The sequence below is a fragment of the Rhizobium sp. rho-13.1 genome (genome assembly GCF_007000305.1).
Lineage (GTDB): Bacteria > Pseudomonadota > Alphaproteobacteria > Rhizobiales > Rhizobiaceae > Rhizobium > Rhizobium rhododendri.
Map to the genome: position 1 here is coordinate 1 of NZ_SCFL01000021.1, position 20,857 is coordinate 20,857.

Genomic DNA, 20,857 nt, shown 5'->3' on the forward strand with positions numbered 1-20,857 from the left:
TTAAGGCGCTGATCTCGACATCTGGATCTCAGGTTAAAAATGGTGTCGAGCTTGTGGGACGAACTGGTCAGTCGCTTGAACAGATCGTCAAGGAAGTTGAAGAGATCGACCAAAACGTGCGAGCTATCGTGGAAGCGGCGCGCGAACAGTCGACCGGATTGGCGGAGATCAACACGGCTGTGAACACGATCGACCAAGGCACCCAGCAGAATGCGGCGATGGTTGAGCAGTCTACGGCCGCCAGCTACAGCCTCACCAAGGAGGTGGCCGCGCTGAACGACCTGCTCGGCCAGTTCAACCTAGGAGCCACCTCAGGAGGCTTCGCTGCGAATGCATCGCCGACCGCTAGGGGCACGAGCCGCTCAGCTCCTCACCTTGCATCGCCTCACTCCCCTGTTCGGGCCATTCAGGTGAGGTCCCCTCATGCGGGAGTGTCACCCGTTGCGTCCCCGGCGCGATCCCTGCGCTCGAAACTTGCCGGTGCCTTTAACGGCGGCACTCAGGCAGTCGCCACGGCCAGCGAGAACTGGGAGGAGTTCTAGCAGGCGGGTGTAAGATTGGCTAAAGTTCCTGGAATTAGCATGGGTAGAGATTTTTAATGAGCACCCTCGTAGAGGTTGAATCGTTTGGTTACAAAGGCGATCTTGTCGAGACGTATTTTATTCCAATCCACCAAATTTGCGGCATTCGAAACAGTCGCAATGGATGTTGGATACATGTGGTTGGAATGATGGCCAATGCCAAGCCAATGGCGTTACGGTCGAAGATCGATTTTGCGGAGCTTAAGTCCCTTTTTGACAAGCTTTGAGTCAAGCGCGTCAGCAAAAGATCTGAATACACTTGCACCCAATATGTGAAAAAGTTCCATAAATACTATTACGTATCTCCCATTAACATATTGAAATATATAACATTATCCAAGCTTCATGCCTAGCGGGCCTCTGTCTCCCTCGACTTGGCAGCATCTTGGCTTTGTTGCTCGTGCTCCGGGATGTTCAAACTTACTTCGGACGAACTAGGCTGATGTTTAGCGTTGAGGGAAAGCAACTGCTCGAGGCGGGCTCGGGAAAGTGCGGGAGCGAACAAACGCATGATAGGCCTTTCGATTATTGGACCTCGATCCTGTCCAACTCTCGCTGGCGCTGCAACGCCTGAAATATCCTTTCCCCAATGAATTGCGAATTGCCAAGCCCACCGTCAACCTTTGGTCTCGCCATCGCATTCCAAATACAACTTGGAGCCTTGGCCTCCTATTTTTTTGGATTTCATCCCGTCGAGATCCTAGTTATAACCTCCTCGCTGCCGCATTCGGCCGCGAACATTTGAGGATGGACTATGGCGACGGGTACCATAAAGTTTTTTAACGAGGACAAGGGTTTTGGCTTCATCACGCCGGAGAATGGCGGCGGTGATGTCTTCGTTCACGTTTCGGCTTTGCTCAGCGGCGGTACGCTTAGCGAAGGACAGAAAGTCAGCTACGAGGTCGGCCAGGATCGCAAGACCGGCAAATCAAAAGCCGAGAACGTCCGCCAGATTTAAGCGATGGCGCCCCTGGAAACGGGCGGCGGCATCAATCAGTGAAATGCCGTCCCAGTTCAAAAGGTCAGATTGAGTTTCAGCGCCACCGGCTATTTTATGACGGAGCCGCCTTTTGTCGGCTGCTTCAGCCAGTCGAGCAATGCATTATTGAAGCGTTCAGGCGCCTGGATCTGAGGAGCGTGGCCTAGATCTGGAAATTCGACGAGCTGCGCATTTTGAAATCGCTTCACGGCCTGCCTCCCGAGTACCGGATAATTTCCAAGCGTCGGCCGGATAGCCGCGGGCGCGAGGTCCTTGCCGATGGCGGTCGTGTCCTTGTCACCGATCATTAACAGAACCGGTTTGGCGATTTTCTCAAACTCGTAAAACACTGGTTGAGTTGCAATCATGTCGTAGAGCCGCGCCGAGCTGGCTTGAACTGCTTTGCGTCCATCCCCTCGATAAAGCCCCGCCAGCATCTGCACCCACTTCTCGTATGACGCATCCCAAGTGCCTGCGTAGTAGGTAGAGCGCTCGTAAGCTCGGATGCTGTCAGCGGACACGCTTTGCTCACGCTTCATCCATCCGTCGAGACTGAGCCAAGGAACGCCTTTCGCCCTCCAGTCCTCCAAACCAATGGGATCGACCAGCACAAGTTGATCGACAGCATCTGGAAACATCAGTGCATAGCGAATGGCCAACATACCGCCAGTCGAATGTCCGACGATAATTGAATGTTGAATTCCAAGGGAGGTCAGCAAATCACGCGTGTTGCCCGCCAGCTGTTGGAACGTGAACTGGTAGCCATCGGGCTTGCTCGATTTGCAAAATCCAAGCTGATCGACAGCGATTACCCGGAAGCCCTCCGCCGAAAGGCTTTTGATTGAGCCCTCCCACGTTGCCGCGCAGAAATTCTTGCCGTGGAGAAGGACGACTATCTTACCATTCGGACTTGAGGGCCGGACATCCATATAGGCCATTTTCAGGTGACCACCCTGCGAATTGAAGCGATAAGCGGACACCGGATAGGGGTATTTGAACCCCTGTAGTTCTCGGCCGTAAGAAGGTTCGTCGGGAGATGCTGCGCCAGCAGGCGTGGGTCCAGCCGCGAAGTAGAGCAAAAACACTAGCGCGATTGTCGCTTGGATCATCGGTATCTCCTCTCATTCTCAATGATATCACTGATATAGGCGTGGCTGATCAGCTCTCCATCAAGCTTCATGACATTGCTGTGAGATCGTGGCGGGCGGTCCAGCAGCGTATTCTCATGATCCCAATTATCAGCGACCGCAGTCTTCGACGTCGAAAGGAACGCAAGATACTTAAGACCCTTCTGGGTCCAAAATGGAAGATAAAGTGAGCGAAAAAGCTTTCCGGCGGACCAATGAACCAAGGGGCGTCGCCGACTCCCTGGGCCAATTCGCTAGGAATACGTCCTCGATGACGAGCGAGCAGAGGACCTTTTTTATCGTTTCGGCCCATCTTCGATCGAACTTGACCTCCTGATGGCGCCAAAGCATGCCAGGCGCCAAGAGCTGCCGTTTGTGGGCGAATAGCCAACCTAACTTCGTCTCCAATGCCTTGATCAGGGAGTAAGTCGCCTTGACCGCGCCTCATTCGGATAGTTCTTGTTGGCGAGAACGATGACTCCAAGGCCTTCGCCAGGCACCATGGCAATATATCCACCAAACCCGTTGGTCGAGCCCGTCTTGTTAAGGATCACGCTTTTCTGCGGCGGAAGCGGCGGGGTGATCCTGATAACTGGCTGGGGCTTCATGATGAAGTCATAACCGTTGCCCGACATCATCATTTCCAGGTCTGCCGGCCATAGATATTGCTCCCAAATCATGTCGTGAGTGAAGAAGGTGGTCTTGTACTGTCCTTTTGGAGCATGGTTATGGCGGCCCGCAAGATCGCCTGGCTTGGGCATTGACACTCGATCTTCTTATGCTGCTTTCAGTCCCCGCGCTTGGCGGAAACTTATTCAGGGTTGTGACGCGAGGTGGTCCCGGGGCTCCAGCTATCATGAAATTGACGAAATAGGCAGTGTATCGAAATGTGCCAAAGCACGACGAACTTAATCGCCGTTCCGTCCGCGCTCACGTGAGAGGCGTGCAATATCGTAACGCCGTATGATTTCCTGCAGGTGATACCTCTTGCAACTGAGGCATCCGAGCGTCACAGGCCCGTCTCCTCGGAGGGGGCCCACTCATACTAGTTTTAGTCTTTCACACCGCTCCAGAGAAATGCGAGCATTCTGGCAGTCTATATGGGGGAAGCCCTGATCAACCTCACGACGAGAAATGCGCTGGATGCCCGCTTTATTGAATAGACATTCGGCGGCCTTGTCCAATAAACTGCTGCCAATCGATCCGAGCGTTCTATATGAGCGCAGATGTAAAGATCGACATTTGGTGTTTTATGGCTGAGTTTTCTTCGGTACACTTCGAGACTTTTATAGTCTCCAGCAACACTCTTTTGGCGGCCATGGCGCATCCCAAACGAATTCAAATGCTGCAGATTTTGCTTGAAGAAGAGCTGCCCGTAACCGATCTGGCCAATCGATGTGGAGTTAAAATAGGCACGGTATCTCGGCATCTGACGATACTTAAGGTTGCCCGTTTGGTGACTTGCAGACCTTCCGGGACAACCTCCTATTACTCCTGTAAGTCGTCGGCCGTGACGAGGATGATGAGAACCTTGGCCGATGTTCAATTTTCATAGGCAACTGCGGTGTGGTCTTGAATTTCAAGCAGTATGCCAATTTGCTCAACTCTTGGCATAAAGTCCACGTGCAGTCGGCAGGAAAGCTTTGATCGAAATGCAGTCGGCATCTAGTGCGAGCAGAATAGATGACGTTAAGGCGCGCCGTTTCCCAAGTGGCTGGCTAAAGAGAAATCTCGGCAGCACCAGGATGCTCCGAATCCAACATTGAGGGCTTGGCTTCCCCCAAGAGCCTGATGCCGATCTTTTGGACACGAAAACAACAGCAGCAAGACCTGTGGTTCGCTTCGCGACACGTTTCCGGCTTACGGACTCTCGGAATTTAAGCGCTCTTGTATTTCCTTTCCGGCCTTGAAAAATGGCACCCATTTGTCATCGACGAAGACGGTTTCCCCGTTTCTCGGGTTGTGCCCTGAGCGCGGCCCGCGGTGTCGCACGGAGAAGCTCCCGAACCCGCGAAGCTCGACCCTCCCGCCCTCTTCCAATGCCTCGGTAATTTCCTCAAGAATGATATCGACGATCCGCTCGACGTCTCTGTGGTAGAGGTGAGGATTGCGCGCAGCGACGATTTGGACGAGTTCCGATCTTATCATTGTTTGGGCCTGTAAAATCTGGTGGCTGACAGAGGGTTAGTTACGTGTCGGAAGGAAGCACGACAACAGTGATCGTGCAACGCAGCTCGCTCTTTGCATTGGCAGCCACCTCCTTTCTGCCCAGGTCGTGAGCGCCTGCTGATTGGCACGCGCGAGAGCACTGGCATCGACAATACCACGCCATCCTTCGGGCTTGCCGACTACATCAGGGCGATCCCCTAATCCCAGCAAGTGGCGTTCATGACAGTGGTGGTGACCGCCTTGTCGATTGATCCCGGTAGCGCACCCTGGTTCTCGTGGAGTGTCGTCGCATAGCCATGATCAAGACTTTGGTAAGAAGTTTTGTCTAACCTGACCAGGCCAACTCCATCCCCTGGCGAGAACATACTGCCGTCGAGCTCCACATGTAGTGCGTCGGGCTCGACGGCCTTTACCGTCCCAAACATGCCATTCTTCACGCGGAGATCGCGATTATTCTCCAGGAAGACCAGCCGGTCTCGGCGGTGTCGCTGATGTACTTGTGCGAATTGCCATATCCTGCTTGTCTATTGCAAGATCGACATGATGTCGGTCGGCGCCATGGCTCCATGAATGTTTCAAGACTTCCGCGCGGCAGGCCATGGCGTGCTCGACATGGACCATCTCGCGCGTCGAATCCCGCGCAAGTGTGATCTCCCCGTCGCCAATTCCGTCCGCTTCGCTTCCAACTCGACCAGAACAGGCGAGGCTAAGACGGACGCAAAGGCGTTGAAAATGCTTGCGGATCCTCGTTAATAAATTTCATCAGGATCCCACCCGAATGCTGCCTTTAGCAGACCCGCGTGAAGGCGCCTAGGGCATGGACTTAAATGCTCGTGCGCGCCGGATCGTGATTTTCGTTGTGACGCTCTCATCGGCCGCAACAGTGAAGGTTATGTTATCTTTGGCGCAAATCTCTCCATAAACTTTCGCGGCAGCTGTTGCTTCATCATCCGCCTCGACCAGCGCTGTGTGAGAGACCAGGAAATACGGCATTCATTACCTTTGAACGTGCTTTGAGGGATACATGCGTTAGGCAGAATTGTCGGTCGCTACGAAGTGACATTCGGGATCATGATACCTCTGGATCGCTCACAAACTAGCTCAAGCAATGGCATGACGATGGACGCTTGATGGCCCCTTTCCCCACGACGCCGACCATCAGTCAGATCTTCAACATCGCGTCAATTTGTCGGTGAGGCTGCTCCAAAACGTTCCAGCATTTTCCTAAGCTGCGCATTCTGGTGCCGCAGGTGTTCCGCAAGGAGCCGCTTCAGGCGGAGGTTTTCGGCAGAGAGCAATGCCAAGTCATCCGAGTGGGTCCCGGCTACATCAACCGCCATCACGACAGAAGGCGTTGCGAGGACATCCTCGGCAATAGACCGGCGACGTCTTTGAAGACGCAGTGCCTTTGCTGTCTGGCGTGTCGGCTCACTGGCCGGCACCTTCACGACCTGACTATCACTGGAAACCGCATCGTGCTGATTTGGCTCAATCTTGTCGGAATCAACTGGCGGCATCGCGCGAGGCGGTTCTCCACCGGCCTCGCTGACCTCGGCGACTTCGATCTTCTTTTCCAGGTCGCTTGGCACGTTTTTACGACTGACCAAGGTTTCCGAGTCGGCGTTGTGAATAAACGGAAGGGTTGCCTCGGTATCCCTCACCAGAGCCGCGAAATCGGTATTGCCCCAGATGGATTTCGGCTGTGTTTTTAGTCGCCGGCGTGCCGATTTGATTTCGACGACGAAACTGCGCTGCTGTGTTCTCATTTTCTTCTCTGATTGTGGTCTTCGTACTCAGGTGCGTTCGAAGCGCTTGAGCATTTCTCTGAGCTGGGCATTTTGAATACGCAACTTTTGCGCAAGCAGATCCTTGAGATGTTTGATGTCTTCATCCAGGCTTGTGGCGTTTTCAAAAAAAGGGTCCGCGGTGGAAGATGCGGCAGGAACCGGCAAGTCCGCGACGGCGCCAGGAATTTCGTCTGCCGAGCCGACGCGGACTTTCTTTGCGGTCTTCAACCTCGCCTGCCGAAGCTTCGGCAACTGAACAGCAGCCTCTACTTCTAGCCGCTCCTCTAACAGATCGGAGTTGGACTGCGCTTTCTCCTTTGTCACCTCGGCCTTAGCTGCTTCGGGGTAGTCCAATTGCAGATCAGGCGTCTCGGGAACCATTTCGTTCTCGATAGACGCCGGTGCCGGTGCGAGGTTTTCAGGCTCGCCCTCGTCCACTTGCTCGGTTCCAACATTGGCCTTCTGGGACGAGAGCAGGATAGTCGTAGCTGGCTGCAGTTCTATTTCGACAAGCTTTCGAGCGCTGTCAGGCGCGCTTGCTTCGTCCGCTGTCCCGGAGGATCTTTGCCGGGACAGCAGCTGCGCTAGATATTTCCAAGGTGGTTTCATAGGACTTCTTTCTGAGCGGCAGAGATGTGACGATTCTGACAGCTCTCCGTCCCGGCTCGAAGCCGAGCCAGGATATTTCAAAAGCTAAGCTATTCGATGGTAACGAAGATCAATTGCGCGAGCGGCGAACAACGTTGAAGCGAGATCAATCAAACGCCGAGGCGCTTGCGCAGATCAGCATTTTCCGCGCGCAACTTTTCGGCCAAAGCCTGACGAAGCGTCTTGTTTTCTTCCTCAAGCTGAAGAAGATCAGCCATCTCATCACCAGCGGTGAGAGGTGCTGGCGGTGTTGCCGGCTGTGCGACAGGCTTGGGATTTGCTGGACCCTTGGCGACTGATTTCTTCGTGGCAACAGGTACGGTTGTTGTTCCACTTACTGGTGCGACTTCAGCCTTGCCAATCCGCTTCTGGCGAACCTTTGGTGTCTTTGCAGCTGCAGCGGCTTCAATCTCGGTTTTAGAACGACGAGGCGCGCGCTGTTTTTTAGACGCAGGCGCCTCAGTTGGAGCCTCTGGTGCTGCAACATCAATTTGCGCGCCTGTTTCGGTTTCGTCAGCCATTGCTATCTCCATGTGCGGGTAAAATTGTTTTCGACTTCAGAACGGCTAGTGTCAACTGAACTGCACTTTAATACCGTTCGTTTCAGTCAATGCGGCTGAAAATCTCGTGAAATTTCACATCTGCAGGACTTCTACGGATCCATTCTGCAAACTCTGACTTAGGAAACGGTTGCTCCCTGCTGGGCGTGGTCCTGCTGACTGACGGATCATAATCGCATCCCATTCGCTTGTAAGCCGTGGGGGAAGTGATGCTTCTTGGCGGCGCTTACAATTTAATTCGCTCAGCGAGCCTAGGCTTATAACCCCTGGCTCGCTTTTGCCGGACGATGGCTAGAAACAGCTCCACAGCTTGGCTTTCGTTCTCGAAGCAATGGATTTTCTGCCGCCCGGTTGATGCGATCCGGCCCCACCGTCGCAACAGCGACGCGTCGCCGAACAATGTCGGTTCTATCGACATTGCATAAAAGCGCGCTTTGTTCTCTGCCTTGTCCGTCCGCTCGATGTAGACGTTGTAGGGTTGGGTGATCATCATGAGGCTAGATTGGCTGGCACAAGTTCCTACGTCCAACGACACTTTTGAATCAGGCGATCTCCATCGATTCAATTCGTTGATGGGCAGACGATACCCTTTGCGGAGCACTTTGCCAGGCCACGCCGAGACGGAGCATAAAAGGTTGGCTCGGTAAATCTCTTGAGGCTGTTGCCCGGGTCGGTGGGTGCGCGTGCATTTCGTACGCGACGCCACCAATTACGCCTTGTTTTTCGCGGAATGGCATCGGCTTGCCGCAAAACCGAAACGTCTTTACACTACCTTGAATTATACACATATCGTGTGTATATTGTTCTTATGAAGAGCGTCGATATCATTTCTGCTTTGACGAATGATGGTTGGTTTGAGGTTGCCAAGAAAGGCAGCCATGTCCAGCTTAAACACCCGACAAAGCGAGGCCGTGTAACCGTTCCTCATCCTAAGCGAGATATCCCGATGGGGACGCTCAAGAGCATCGAAAAGCAATCTGGGCTAAAACTGAGGTAATCACTATGCGCAACTATATCGGACTGATCCACAAGGAAGCTGAAAGCGATTACGGTGTTTCCTTTCCTGACTTCCCAGGTGTCGTAACAGCCGGCACTGACTTGGATGACGCTCGTCGCATGGCCGAAGAGGCTTTGGCTTTTCACGTCGATGGTCTTGTCGAAGACGGAGAGGCTATCCCTGAAGCATCTTCCCTCACCGACATTATGGCCAATCCTCACAATTCTTCAGGTACCGCCATTCTTGTTTCGCTAAAGACAGAAACAAAAAAGGCCGTCCGCGTAAACATCACGATCCCCGAGGATGTCTTGCAGGAGGTGGACGCCTATGCAGAAGCACATGGTTTGACCAGGTCAGGATTTCTCGTTCAAGCAGCAAAGCGGGAGATCGGGAAGATTGCGGCTTAGCAATACCCTACAGATATAAAGCGATAGGCCCGCCTGCGCCACGCGAAGTGTGCCGCAGTACGATGCATGGCATTAGCCAATGATTGGCGGCGCGTGTTTTACCATCCGATCTCCCAAGGGCGCGGCTTGCCGTGAAAGACCACAACGCGCGCATCTTCGGGGGTCGAACCATTGCCACTTTCATCATCAGCACTTGCCCGCCTCACCTGGGACTTCCACGAGACAATCTGGCCAGGCAGTATATCCTGCCAGCGGTCGGCGGCATTGATCCAACAGTGTTCCAATACCGCCTGATCGCCACCCTTCCGACAAGTATCCATCCAATGCTCGGGTGAGCTGATCCATTTGGACCAAACCGGAGCGCGAACTGCCTCTGGCAGATACATAATGGACGATTGCAGTCCCTCTGGACGATAAACATCGCGCATCAGAGCGAGGCGCCCGACGGAGACGATATCGTCAAGGCGGCCAATTATTGAGGTGTCGAGATCCATGAAAAGGATGTCTCCGGAGATTTCAGGTCGAAACAACTCCATCTTCGACCACCAGCCCGGCCAATCGTAAGTCAGCGGGAGCGTCTGGACACTCCCGATCCAAATGTCGCAAAGACACCGAAAGTCGGCTTTCGGTAGGTGATGCATCACCTGAGCTTGAAGCCGCAAGACATGGTCGGCGGTGTATTCTCCGCCGGATCTCAGAACGCAAAAGATGGAAGTCACGTCGAGTGGATCCTGTTTACTACCTTCGCGTCAAGGAAGACGCGTCACACGCCGGCTGGCTGCGGACCATGCAGCGGTGCGACGGGAGGGACGTGATATTTGCCCTTCCATTCCATGATAACTGGACGGAGATGACGGTCTCATATCGCCTATCAACCAAAGGACGCGGCAAAAATTGTGTATAAGCGTAATACGCTAATTCCTGTCAATATGTCCTATTTTCAGTCATATAATGCGACATACTGGATCTATCCAAGCGTATCAAGCTCAGATCACAACACAGATGAATAAAATTTAGGTATGGCATTTGGGAGATTTGGCCGCTATCACCCGATCTCGACCCAGCCCTACTATAGCTCGTGATTTGTATGATATTTGCGAAATTGCCCTCAACCTGCCGCCGGGAGAGCTGCATAGAACCGAAGAGAATGCTTAGGCCGATGATGTCTGCCGTTTTGGCGACGGTTGGCTTGATGCTGAATATACCTGGGGCAGGTGCGACCGCTCTGACCCCCAACGGATGCAAAAAAGGCGTCTTCCTGACGATCAGCGGCAGGATTGGCAAAACTACAAATAATATCGACAGAACCTATGAACTGTCAGAGCGTGAATTTCTTGCCTTACCGACATCCACAGTAACGACATCAACACCCTGGACCCCCAAAAGCGAATTCGTCGGGCCCTTACTCAGCGATTTGCTCAAAGTAGTCGCAGCGAAGGGAAATAATATACGCCTCATGGCGCTCGATGATTTCAGCGTCGAGGTGGACGCGGACTACCTTAGCAAGTTTGGCACCATATTAGCGACCACCAAGGACGGAGTACGCATGACTGTGAGAGATTTCGGGCCGATCTTCGTCATGTTTCCTCGTGATCGCTTTAGGACGGAGCTGGACACACCGGTCGGTGCATCAAATATGGTCTGGCAACTATGCGGGATCGAGGTGGAATGAAATCTCTTCATCTGGCGTGGTTCGGTTTCCCAGCAGCGATCGTCGCCGTATCCGTCGGCATCGTCGCTTCTCACTGGAGCATACTGAGAGCCGAATACATGCCGTGGTCCGAGATGAGCACACGGAACCCAATGTATTTCTACTGGCCGACAGCGCAGGTCATGAGAGAGTTCGAAACCGTCAGGCTGGATTTGAAGACAATTGCCGACGGATCTACCGTCGAACCGGAAAGGGTATCATTTCACGTCAACGTCCTCATATCCGGCATCGATATCATTGTACGGCCTTCTGAACTAAACGACGGATACCGGAAAATCGCCGAATTTTCACGCGATGGTCCGCTTCTAGTCGAGTTCGCGACACGCGTTCTGCCTTCGATTAAGCCGGGAATATCGGCATCGGCTGCTAAAGCATTGATGCCAACGTTTGTGGATGTGGGCAATCTTTTGCTGAGATTGTCCAAGGAAGCCTGGGACCAAGACAGCCGCTTAAAGGAAAAGTCCCTCGAAACCATCCGGACCGCACATTCAATTATCCTCGTTATCGCCGCACTGCTGGCTTGCGCCGTTTTGTCCTCTCTCATCATCTCAATATTCTACTGGCGGGCGATCTTGGCAAAGACGCGCGCGGTAGAGGCAGCGGAAGCCGCTGTCGAGGACAAGATGAGCTTCCTTGCAATGATCAGCCACGAGCTTCGAACACCGCTTCAGGTTATCGTCTCGGCGTTGGATGTTCTCGACAGACCTCAAGACGTAAGGACCCGGGACGAAACGACTGCGCGCATTCGTCGGGCGGCAAACAGCCTGACTACCCAGCTTCGTGACATGCTGACGCTAGCCCGTGCTCAAAGCGGGTATATCGAGCTGCAACCAGCCGCATTTGAGATACGGGAACTCGTTCGAGGGGTCGTAGGCGATTATCAGGCCGCTGCAGCAGCCAAGCACCTCGAGTTGCGGCTAAATTTTCCCGATGAGGCCTATTTTGTCGTCGCCGATAGTGAGCGCGTCGCACAATTGCTGCATAACCTCATATCAAATGCGGTTAAATATACGCCGTCCGGGTATGTTCAGGTTGATCTCGCCCCTTTCGACGAGAAGGTAGGCAAGCTGATATTGCGATTGATGGATACAGGGCCTGGATTGCCACCCAGAGTGCTTGAGAACAGCATCAATGCAAAGGGCCTGCTGAGCCTTGGAAGCGGGAGAGGGATCGGCCTGTCGGTTGTCCAGACTTTGTTGCGACAGCTCGGTGCACGCATGGCACTTAAAGGCTTGCCGGGTGGCGGCACTAGCTTCGAGCTGGAAATACCTGCTGTTGAAGCGCCGGAACATTCCAACAAGGTATCTGACAACCAAAAACGAGTCCTGATTGTCGACGATCATCCCGAAGTTTTGAAAGGGCTTTCAAGCGTATTTGCGGACCATGGATTCTCGGCCGACACTGCCGCTTCCGGCATGATGGGATTGAATTTTTTTGCCGCACACAGTTATTCAATTATCTTGATCGATCTCGACATGCCGGTCATGACAGGATGTGAGCTGGCATCGCATATTCGCAAGTTAGATCCGAACCGTCGGACCAGATTGGTCGCAATAACAGCGGCAAGGCATCGCCCCCAGCATGACCTGTCACTATTTGACGCCATATTGGATAAACCGGTACGTGACCAGCAGTTGCTGGCGATCATGCACTCTTGAAACTGGCATTCAAGGCGGCGATGAGTATCGGCATACTCGCTGGCTTCGCGAAGAATTTCAGATCGTGCCGCGCCAGAGCCGCGGCTATATTTGCTTCATCGGCATTGCCTGTCCTGATCTGCCCCGTCAATATGATGATTGGGCAGCGGGCATTACGCGCGCGAATTTTTTCGACCAACTCGAGCACCGTCTGGCGGCGTGCATCACGCTCGATGATCCAATCAAGCACATAGGCGTCGAACCCGCTCTGATCGCACAAGTCTTCAGGTTCGTTGAAAGCCACCGCATCAAGACCTGACGTCTCCATATAGCGGACAATTGTTTCTGCGGTGTCGACGTGATCGTCGAGAACCGCCACCCGACGACGTGAGTTCGTCGGTTCGATCAACAGACGGGTCACAGCGTGTGCCGGTATAGTCGATTTGGCATCTGATGGCATGACGCGCCACGCACCATCGATCTCGGTTGCAATCAAAGTGCCTGGAGGCACCTGCCCCACAGCATTTCCCAATCGGATCCGGCAGGGCACGATGTGACTGTTGATAACAATCGAAGCGTCAATCAGTGCGTCTGTGGTGTCGAGACTGATGAGCTCTTCCAATGTTTCCCCAAAGTGTCCGGCAATTTGTGTCAATTCCTCCAAGGAGCAGGAAGCGTTCATGGTCAGACGGCGATTGGCGGCTGAATAGGATAGCCCAAGAATTTCTGAAACTGTAACCGCATGGCGATATTTTGGAATGCCGTGACGAACCAACAGGGCGGCAATACACCGCGCGGCAAGACCGGGTTCGCCGTCGAACCCATCTGAGCGTTTTTCGATAATATCAATGTCATTCGAGCTATTTTTGCTCATATGCAACTATTCCACTCTTGCGACCGCGTTCCTTACGGATATATATGTCCAGCACAACGCAATGCCATTACTTTCAGATGTTGGAGCGCATTTGTTCAACTCGTGGGGACGGTATTCTAGTGGTCTCAAGACAGCATTTAAATCAACTGGCGCGCACGCGAAGTGGGCAAGACGTTGACGTCTTGTCTAGCTATCACAACTCTCTAGCCCTGGACCGTTAAACGACCACCACAAATCGGCGAAAACCGCGGCGGATTTGCCTCAGCCTATCAATGACGACGAAGGAAATGAGTTCGAATGGAAGATGCCGGTAATAACATCGTCGTGAGTGTTCCCCATGTCGGTTTGGGCAAGCACAGCGCGCGGGGCTTCGCACTTGATCAATTTGCTAGACAGCAGGGCTATCAATCATTTGCAGAATGGTCGGTTCACTGCTTCGATCAGGCGTTGCAGATCTCTGGTGAAGTCCGTGAAAGCGACTCTATCGACGTCACCATTCCCTCGGACGAACCGGCGGGGATACTGCTCAAAACATTTGGCTACGAGGTCGTTCTCCGGCTTCAAAAGGCAGAGAGCTACGAGTAGCCCTTTCATCTGGCCTACAACGCGATCCCGGCGAACTTGCGTACGATCAACTTCGAGTCGCCGGAACGCCTCGTGCTCTTACGAATGTACCCTCCGCCCTGCTGCGGCCATCCCGAAAAGTGATCGACTTAATCTGAGTGTCCCCCGCCTGCTCCGCTTGACCAGTTCCCGTAGATACCCACCCGGATTGCAAACCGAGCCATTGGCACTCCGCTCAGCAGTCAGTGCCAGCGCCACGATCGCGAGATCTTGCCCAAGCACTTCTACCGCCTCATGGTAGACCTGGGGGTCGACGTGACAAAGGCGGCAAAGTAGCCCGCCTGACGAACGGAACACCTCCCAATGGCTGAACACTTCGGGCACCATCTCCGATAGTTGCAAAAATGCCGACCGCAAGAGCGACAATGAAACGCAGACCACGTCGTCATCCCGGCCCACCGGCTGCCTTCCTTGCTCTCTTAGAGCCGCTGCTTCCGAAGGTTTTTTCTCAAAAGCCCTCGCACCAATGTCGCCGACCTCGCTGATGCGGTTCGCGTCGGAGCAATTCCTCAGATCACTACAAGATTCAGAATCTAGAATTTCGGCTGTAGTTTGTAGGGGCCGAAATTTCACCAGCACGGTGTTAGAATCTCGGCTCCCATATAGAGCCTCCAGGAGTTCGAACGCTTCAATGCGCAGGGCCTCGAGCGCGTCCACGACCTCGGTCAGTTCCAGGGATCCCTGGGCGCGCCGCTCGCGTAGTCGGTCAAGGCGGGCCAACAGCGCATTCCAAGTCTCGTTCAGCGATCCCAATTCCCGTCTCGCCGCCTCCACGATTGCCGCAATGGACCGTCTGAGCGACGTGCGCCGATAAGAAAGAACCTTGCACTGCCTTGCTTCAAACTCCGCGGCATCCGCGAGATCGACCAATTCGCGGTAGCGAGCAGCAATTGGCGATAAATTGATACCATAGGCCTCGATGATATGGCCGCCTTCACAGCGCCGGCCGCGCCGTTGATATGTGGGATGGTCCGAGTAACAAATCAGACCGACGTCGACCAAGCCAGAAAGGTGGTATTTCAGCGTCGATATCTTTATGCCGAGGCGCCGGGCCAACAGTTCATTCGAAGGCCAGACGACAGGATCTATCCCAATGTCCGACCAATCCACGGCCTTGGTGAATGCAAACAGCTGGTCGATGAGGGCAATCTTTGCGGCTTTCAACCCGATTGCCGATGCAAAGCGTTTGGCCACCTGGAGGGCCTGTGTTCGCGACGGATGGCTCTTGCTGCACCCACTTCCTTTTTCCGCTCGGTAAGCCGTGAGGATGCGGTCAGTCTTGATGCTGGCGGCACTCACCCGCCGATGTGTACGTTCATGATGAGAATTGGGCGTGCTTATCATTCGCGTCCTCTTCCAAGGACACGGCAACAGAAAACCGATCGCCAAATGGCGTCGATGCTTGACAACAATAGGGTTTTTGGAGATGATCGCGACATTCTTGTGGGTGATCAACCCCGTATCCAAGCATTGAGCTTTGACGGATCGACCTTGAAAGCGGCAACTTTCGAGGTCGTTTTCGTTTTGCCGTGCGCTATCCTTTCACCTGATTGATCGAATCGCCAAGGGAGCGACTGGTCTCATAAATCGTTGATATTGGAGCCTTTCAATTTAAGCGGCTTAGGTAGCTCGCTTAAATGAGCAATATAACAAACGATGCGGTGAATACAAGCGCGTGACATGGGCCCCGCAGTCGATGAGTCAGCATACTGAGCTTGAACAATTGGATCAGGGAGGCGTGATGTCGTCGATCGCTTGTCCCGTCACCTCGACGTGAGCGGCGTGCAAGGCTTTAAGTGCGTCCTGACGGATACTGAAGATCTTCGCGGCCTTGCCTTTTCGAACCGAGGAGGCACTCCTAACGTCAATGACGCCCCTCTCCTTCATCGTCTTTGCAAGTCCAGTGATCTGCGAGACGTGGTTATCCGAGCAATTGGCAATCGAGCTGGCGGTAGGCTTCCGGCCGGCGGCAACCTCTGCCGCCACCGCTGCCAGGAAACCAACCTGTCGCAGACGCGTAGATCCTGTATCATCAGGGAAACGCGAAGCCAGCACGACATAAAATAGCTTGTGAAGATTGTCGGCTGAGCCGACCTCGACGCTGCTCACGGTTTCAGCAGACTCAGCCCGCGGTTGGTCGGAAACGACGGGTTTGTCCTGCGCCCGTCCCTCAGATGCCGCAATCTGCGCGACAACCAGCTTCCCCAGGACGACAGGCATTCGCTCCTCAACCTCCGCCGCGAAACTCATAACCCATTCGTGGGCGTCCCGTGGAAGGAATACTCGAGATTCGGTCAGGTGATCACCGAGCGATTTAGCCCACCAGGCCCGACGATAGGCGTTGTATTTTTCGCGTGATGTCATGCTGATCTTGAAGCCAGGAGCCAAGCCAATTGGAAAGGAGGGAGCGGATATTCGCTCCTCGAGTCATATAGGTTGGACATCCGGCCCGCAAGACAACAGCTGCCACGGGAAATCCTGGGGTCCGAACCATGCCAACTGACCTGCTCAAGCCCATCTACCTAATCACCATGATCTTTATCCAATGGACTGTAGAAGCTCGGGTCTCTATCGAATACGTCATGGTTCTGTACGGAGCGGCGTGGCCCTATCTCTGTGGCTTTTCTACGGAAACCAACTCGAAAAGCTATTGCGAGCAGAGCGATCCCACATCCAACTCCCAGAAGTACAGCAGCGAATGTTTCCACGACGTTGCCCTTTGTCAGTTGGACGATGACAGGTGCTTGCACGTCAGCAAGCGATTTGTCGGGCATGACCGCGCTGCCGAAAGCTTCTGTCATCCTAAGTCGACGACTGCTTTAACACGGCGTCGTCACGTTCTCCATTGAGGTGTCTTTGAAGCGACGACTGAAAACGCGAAAGGTCCCCGTAAGTTACAGAAAACTCGGCGCTGATTGTATTCCGCCCTTGCTCAATCTGCATGGTTTCCCGTGCGGGTGTAGCCAAGAGGACCTTCACACTCAGCAATCCTCTCAGGCCAATCGGAACGATTTGGAGGCTGAGATGCGCCTGATCAATCGAGTCACCTTCGAAGAAGCCGCCCTCTAATAACGCTGGGGCGTCGCCTTGGCCTATTGGATATGCCCCAAGGGACATCTCGAATTTACGAAGTTCGGCAAGGCTAAACCATGCAGCGCTTTTTCCGGAGAAGTCTCCGCTTTGGACGAAAGCGGTCAATTCACCATGATGATCGTCGTCTGGTTTGTATTGGAATGTGATCTTCTGCACGGCACCCCCAAAAACGGTCTATCACCTGAACGATAGACTTTTTAACACGACTGGCGGGCCGAGTGTCTATGGCCGCTTCGGCCCGAAATCGGACATAAGACTTTGACAACATCGCGCCAGAAGTGGTCATTGAGGTCAATATAATCGGAACGTCTCATTAAAACTATTCATGGAAGCGATGAAGCCAGAAGGCTGGATTTGGCCGCTTGGCAGCGATATCATTGATCGGCTCAGATTATTCAAGCTTGTCCATCCTGCCGAGACCTCCCCGTTGCGCGGCAATCGGCCCTTCGAAAAGGTTCTCCATGTCGCTACTTGATTCGGACGCAATGCACCCAATCACTCTGCCTGACGGCAGAGTCTACTCAGACACGGTTTACCTGAGGAACGTCATTGACCACCCGCGTATTGAGGTCGGCAACTTCAGCTATTTCACGCATTCTGGAAAACCGGAAGAAACGGCACAGACACTTGCACCCTATCTCGGTCACGCATGTCGCGAGCGGCTGGTGATTGGCAAATTTGTGCAGATTGCTCGGGGCAGCTATTTCATAACCAGTTCGGCCAATCATCCAATGACTGGTTTCACGACATATCCATTTCGGGTCTTCAAGCCCGAGACATTTGGCTACAAGGACCTGCCTGTCAGAGATACGGTCGTCGGCCATGACGTATGGATTGGCCACGACGCAGCAATCATGCCCGGCGTGAGCATTGGTGCGGGCGCAATCGTGGCCGCAAGCTCGGTCGTTACTCGCGACGTGCCGCCGTACGCAATGGTTGGTGGCAATCCGGCCGCCGTCATTAAAATGCGTTATCCGGCGGACGTTATAAGCGACCTCCTCGAAATTGCCTGGTGGGATTGGCCGATCGAGAAGATTGAAGTCAATTTGACATCCTTGAGCAATGGTGACCTAGCCGCTCTCAAGATCGCTTAGCCTCGGGCCGCGTCCGCTTCAAGCTGACACCGCGCTTGGCAGAATCTCCAAGAGCGGCCATTCAGAATAGCCGAAGCTCTTCGTAAACCACGACTGGCGGGAATCGCACAAAATCCGCCAAATCGAACTCGACTGTGAACGCGAGCCTCCGGGTCTTTGCCCACTCAATAGCGGCCGGTTTGGCAGACTGCGGTACTTTGATTGCGAGGGAGCAGTGGGGAACCCATTGGCCGACGCGATAGTGTTCGTGACAAGTAAGCGGGTCTAAATGGTCGTGCAACCTCTCGTGAAGGCGCGATAACACTTGATCCGGGCGCGGTTTTGCCCATAGAACCATAGGGTCGTTATCGAAATATTTCACGGCGTCAAAGGTAATTGACAACTTTTCTTGCGTTGAAAACACCGCCGTCATGATCGTGCTTATGTCGACAGGCCATTGAGTTAGAACTGCAAGCGTCAGATGGGGCGGGTACCCTAATTCCTGCATGGAGGCGGAAGGCTCGAAGGTCCTCGCTTCGTTCCAAAGCTTCTTGATTTCAACCGCCGTGGCGTTGCAGCTTTTAACACTGATTCCGTAGGCCATTCGTTACGTCCGTTGTAGGTTGTTGTTCGACCTTATCGCAACTGAGGGCGCTGGGTCGAGTGCCGCTTCAGGCCGACAGCCGCCCAACATGTTGGCAGCTCTGCGCCATAAGCGTACATGGCCGCCGCAAAAGCTCGAAAATTTCCGCTTGAACCATACCCAACGTCATACCTTAGATCAGGTAGGACTATTTGGGAGCCACCATGCGGAATGACATCGAGGAAGATACATTTGACTGCGGCGCAATGCGCGAAACGTGTTGGCTTAACGGTTCGCGCCTTACGGCTATATGAGCAAACTGGCCTCATTCATCCCCGTAGGACAGACGCGAACTGGCGGCTCTACGGAGCCCGCGAAATCGCTCGGCTGAACGAAATCCTTACGTTGAAGCGGCTTGGCCTGAGTCTGCAGCACATCGCGCGGCTGTTGGCTGGGCAAGCGACCGATCTCGACCGTATGCTGCACATGCAGAACGTTGCCCTACGTGAACGGCTCGCGCGAACTCAGCATAGTCTCGCCATCGTCGATGCCCTCAGAGCAAAGACCGCCGCTGGCGTCTCCATATCTGTCGAAGGACTCCTGCAACTGGCAAAGGATACAATGATGACCGACACCTCACTCGATGACGTCGCGGGGCGTCGCTACGACCAGGCAAGGCCACGAAAAGAGAAGAAGATCGAGCCCGCCTTCTACGCTGATTATGAAGGGTATGCCAGCCCGAGCTTGAAATCTTCCCCGAGGTGGTTCCACTTCCCGCCATTCGTAAGCGCCAGCGATACCGATGGGAGGATTGTCCTGGAGAGCCAAACGCATCGACGGCGAAAGACGAGGGTCGTCTTTATTGATGGTGATCCAATAGGTTCCGCCTCGTCTCAGGATGGGGTTGAGACCGTAGGCTCCGTTGCGATCCCAGATGTATCCGATACCTACGCCAAGAAGAACGATGGCAGACGCGGCAATGGCGAGTGGCAGTTTGTACTTCAACGGGAATTCCTCATCGGAGACTGGATAGGGCGTCTGCAGTACACTGGTGGCCGATTTATGTTTGAAAAGCGGCAGTTGGAATAGTGCGTCATTTGCTCCGTCTCCGCGAATCGGATTCATCATAGAACGTGAAACTTTCAGCATCTGGAAAAGAACGGAGACCCCATTTTTAGGATCGAATATTTCAAGCGTATCGGGGTTCGCTACCGGCTCCCGCTATCTCTGGCGACATTGCTGGGATGGCTCGTGATAACGGGCGTCGCTGCCCATTTAAGCGCGGGCAGCGAACGTTCTGTGGTCAAATTTTTCGGCCAAGGCATCGCGTGGCCAATGGTCTTCGCAGTGGTTTTTATGGCGATAGTAATCTCCACGTTCCGGTGGTGGGACCTGGGTTTTTCTGCGTTCTCGATGAGAACGTCGCTCAAGCTGAGTTGGCTGCCCATGGTCTACCTGGCCGCACTTGGGGTCCTAGTCGCAATAGTCGGTTTGCCGCCGCTGCGTAGCGCGATTTTCATTGGCATCAACACGGTTATTGTCGGTATGTCTGAGGAAGTGATGTTCCGAGGAATATTGTTTACCGGGCTGCGTTCGAAGCTCCGGCTATGGCCATCTCTCTGGGTGTGTTGTGGACTTTTCGGGTTCATTCACGTCCTGAATGCATTACCGACTGGGCAATGGACAGTCGCAACCCTTCAGGCGGTGGCGGCGTTTCAGACTGGCTTTATGTTGATGGCGCTTCGTTTGAGAACTGGTTCGCTTTATCCGGTCATACTTCTGCATGCCGTGTGGGATTGTTCGCTGCTGCTGGTTGCGAGCCATACCGGTGGCGGGAGCCCAAATCAGCCACTGCCAGCATACGCTTTTGTAGCTCCGCTTTTCCTGCTACCCAATTTTTTATATGCATTGTATTTGTTGCGGCCAAAGGTACTGGCCAAAAATTAAGCGGTCAGTTGCACTCTCCACTCCGATATAGATGATGCCCTGAGGAATGCTGTCACGCCG

Annotated in this window: 24 protein-coding genes and 1 pseudogene; 12 read left to right on the forward strand and 13 right to left on the reverse strand. The window is 53.8% G+C overall.

Annotation, left to right across the window (positions count from 1 at the left end; genetic code table 11):
* From EQW76_RS25540 to EQW76_RS25550, 3 genes are all read left to right on the forward strand, one after another.
* The coding region (locus EQW76_RS25540; RefSeq protein ID WP_244615589.1) for a methyl-accepting chemotaxis protein at positions 1-542 on the forward strand (542 nt) is incomplete at its 5' end.
* A gap of 56 nt (positions 543-598) precedes the next feature.
* The gene (locus tag EQW76_RS25545; RefSeq protein WP_143123367.1) at positions 599-808 is read left to right on the forward strand and encodes a hypothetical protein; all 210 of its coding nucleotides are present in this window, start codon (positions 599-601) and stop codon (positions 806-808) included.
* 527 nt (positions 809-1,335) lie between these two features.
* Positions 1,336-1,539 (forward strand): cold-shock protein, encoded by a 204-nt coding sequence (locus EQW76_RS25550; protein ID WP_142832454.1) that lies wholly within the window; start codon positions 1,336-1,338, stop codon positions 1,537-1,539.
* 89 nt (positions 1,540-1,628) lie between these two features.
* Here the strand turns inward: EQW76_RS25550 and EQW76_RS25555 are convergent, their stop codons facing one another.
* Complete coding sequence (locus tag EQW76_RS25555) at positions 1,629-2,669, reverse strand: alpha/beta hydrolase (RefSeq protein WP_142832455.1); 1,041 nt, start codon at positions 2,667-2,669, stop codon at positions 1,629-1,631.
* 193 nt (positions 2,670-2,862) lie between these two features.
* Between EQW76_RS25555 and EQW76_RS29965 the strand changes: the two are divergent.
* Positions 2,863-3,074 (forward strand): annotated as a pseudogene (locus EQW76_RS29965) (hypothetical protein).
* 29 nt (positions 3,075-3,103) lie between these two features.
* Here EQW76_RS29965 and EQW76_RS25565 read toward each other — a convergent pair.
* The 6 genes from EQW76_RS25565 to EQW76_RS25595 all read right to left on the reverse strand — a co-directional run bounded on the left by EQW76_RS25565 (position 3,104) and on the right by EQW76_RS25595 (position 8,344).
* Positions 3,104-3,448 carry a serine hydrolase gene (locus EQW76_RS25565; protein ID WP_143123369.1) on the reverse strand — a complete coding sequence of 115 codons (345 nt, stop codon included), beginning with the start codon at positions 3,446-3,448 and terminating at the stop codon, positions 3,104-3,106.
* Positions 3,449-4,547: 1,099 nt separating this feature from the next.
* Positions 4,548-4,835, reverse strand: coding sequence for an integration host factor subunit beta (locus EQW76_RS25575; RefSeq protein WP_142832457.1), 288 nt, complete (start codon positions 4,833-4,835; stop codon positions 4,548-4,550).
* A gap of 1,202 nt (positions 4,836-6,037) precedes the next feature.
* Complete coding sequence (locus EQW76_RS25580; RefSeq protein WP_142832458.1) at positions 6,038-6,622, reverse strand: hypothetical protein; 585 nt, start codon at positions 6,620-6,622, stop codon at positions 6,038-6,040.
* A gap of 27 nt (positions 6,623-6,649) precedes the next feature.
* On the reverse strand, positions 6,650-7,252 hold the full coding sequence (locus EQW76_RS25585) for a hypothetical protein (protein WP_142832459.1): 603 nt from the start codon (positions 7,250-7,252) through the stop codon (positions 6,650-6,652).
* Positions 7,253-7,401: 149 nt separating this feature from the next.
* Entirely contained in the window at positions 7,402-7,812 is a 411-nt protein-coding gene (locus EQW76_RS25590; RefSeq protein ID WP_142832460.1) for a SyrB-like regulator, read from the reverse strand.
* 265 nt (positions 7,813-8,077) lie between these two features.
* Positions 8,078-8,344 carry a WGR domain-containing protein gene (locus tag EQW76_RS25595; protein ID WP_142832461.1) on the reverse strand — a complete coding sequence of 89 codons (267 nt, stop codon included), beginning with the start codon at positions 8,342-8,344 and terminating at the stop codon, positions 8,078-8,080.
* Between the two features lie 315 nt (positions 8,345-8,659).
* Between EQW76_RS25595 and EQW76_RS25600 the strand changes: the two genes are divergently transcribed.
* Both EQW76_RS25600 and EQW76_RS25605 read left to right on the forward strand, forming a co-directional pair.
* Entirely contained in the window at positions 8,660-8,848 is a 189-nt protein-coding gene (locus EQW76_RS25600) for a type II toxin-antitoxin system HicA family toxin (RefSeq protein WP_142832462.1), read from the forward strand.
* 5 nt (positions 8,849-8,853) lie between these two features.
* Positions 8,854-9,255 (forward strand): type II toxin-antitoxin system HicB family antitoxin, encoded by a 402-nt coding sequence (locus EQW76_RS25605; RefSeq protein ID WP_142832463.1) that lies wholly within the window; start codon positions 8,854-8,856, stop codon positions 9,253-9,255.
* A 98-nt stretch (positions 9,256-9,353) separates the two neighbouring features.
* On the opposite strand, the gene EQW76_RS25610 is transcribed toward EQW76_RS25605, so the two are convergent.
* On the reverse strand, positions 9,354-9,791 hold the full coding sequence (locus EQW76_RS25610; protein WP_244617021.1) for a hypothetical protein: 438 nt from the start codon (positions 9,789-9,791) through the stop codon (positions 9,354-9,356).
* A gap of 623 nt (positions 9,792-10,414) precedes the next feature.
* Here EQW76_RS25610 and EQW76_RS25615 point away from each other — a divergent pair.
* Together EQW76_RS25615 and EQW76_RS25620 are read left to right on the forward strand one after the other, a co-directional pair.
* A complete protein-coding gene (locus EQW76_RS25615) occupies positions 10,415-10,927 on the forward strand; it encodes an oxidoreductase (RefSeq protein ID WP_142832465.1) in 513 nt (170 codons plus the stop codon).
* Positions 10,924-12,624 (forward strand): ATP-binding protein, encoded by a 1,701-nt coding sequence (locus tag EQW76_RS25620; protein WP_161991033.1) that lies wholly within the window; start codon positions 10,924-10,926, stop codon positions 12,622-12,624. Before EQW76_RS25615 ends, EQW76_RS25620 begins: the two co-directional genes overlap by 4 nt.
* Here the strand turns inward: EQW76_RS25620 and EQW76_RS25625 are convergent.
* Positions 12,611-13,477, reverse strand: a complete 867-nt coding sequence (locus tag EQW76_RS25625; RefSeq protein ID WP_142832467.1) for a helix-turn-helix domain-containing protein — start codon at positions 13,475-13,477, stop codon at positions 12,611-12,613. The genes EQW76_RS25620 and EQW76_RS25625 overlap by 14 nt on opposite strands.
* Positions 13,478-13,774: 297 nt before the next feature.
* Between EQW76_RS25625 and EQW76_RS25630 the strand changes: the two genes are divergently transcribed.
* A complete protein-coding gene (locus tag EQW76_RS25630; protein ID WP_142832468.1) occupies positions 13,775-14,062 on the forward strand; it encodes a hypothetical protein in 288 nt (95 codons plus the stop codon).
* Positions 14,063-14,140: 78 nt separating this feature from the next.
* On the opposite strand, the gene repC is transcribed toward EQW76_RS25630, so the two are convergent.
* From repC to EQW76_RS25645, 3 genes are all read right to left on the reverse strand, one after another.
* On the reverse strand, positions 14,141-15,556 hold the full coding sequence (gene repC, locus EQW76_RS25635; RefSeq protein WP_244617022.1) for a plasmid replication protein RepC: 1,416 nt from the start codon (positions 15,554-15,556) through the stop codon (positions 14,141-14,143).
* A gap of 273 nt (positions 15,557-15,829) precedes the next feature.
* Positions 15,830-16,465, reverse strand: a complete 636-nt coding sequence (locus tag EQW76_RS25640) for a hypothetical protein (protein ID WP_142832469.1) — start codon at positions 16,463-16,465, stop codon at positions 15,830-15,832.
* Between the two features lie 438 nt (positions 16,466-16,903).
* Entirely contained in the window at positions 16,904-17,350 is a 447-nt protein-coding gene (locus tag EQW76_RS25645) for a hypothetical protein (protein ID WP_142832470.1), read from the reverse strand.
* 305 nt (positions 17,351-17,655) lie between these two features.
* Between EQW76_RS25645 and EQW76_RS25650 the strand changes: the two genes are divergently transcribed.
* A complete protein-coding gene (locus EQW76_RS25650) occupies positions 17,656-18,288 on the forward strand; it encodes a CatB-related O-acetyltransferase (protein WP_143123368.1) in 633 nt (210 codons plus the stop codon).
* A 61-nt stretch (positions 18,289-18,349) separates the two neighbouring features.
* On the opposite strand, the gene EQW76_RS25655 is transcribed toward EQW76_RS25650, so the two are convergent.
* The gene (locus tag EQW76_RS25655) at positions 18,350-18,871 is read right to left on the reverse strand and encodes a 2'-5' RNA ligase family protein (RefSeq protein WP_142832283.1); all 522 of its coding nucleotides are present in this window, start codon (positions 18,869-18,871) and stop codon (positions 18,350-18,352) included.
* 210 nt (positions 18,872-19,081) lie between these two features.
* Here EQW76_RS25655 and EQW76_RS29975 point away from each other — a divergent pair, with 210 nt between their 5' ends.
* Entirely contained in the window at positions 19,082-19,939 is an 858-nt protein-coding gene (locus EQW76_RS29975; protein WP_279309167.1) for a MerR family transcriptional regulator, read from the forward strand.
* A 162-nt stretch (positions 19,940-20,101) separates the two neighbouring features.
* Positions 20,102-20,797: a CPBP family intramembrane glutamic endopeptidase gene (locus EQW76_RS25665; protein ID WP_142832282.1), complete on the forward strand. Its 696-nt coding sequence runs from the start codon at positions 20,102-20,104 to the stop codon at positions 20,795-20,797.
* Positions 20,798-20,857 lie beyond the last annotated feature (60 nt).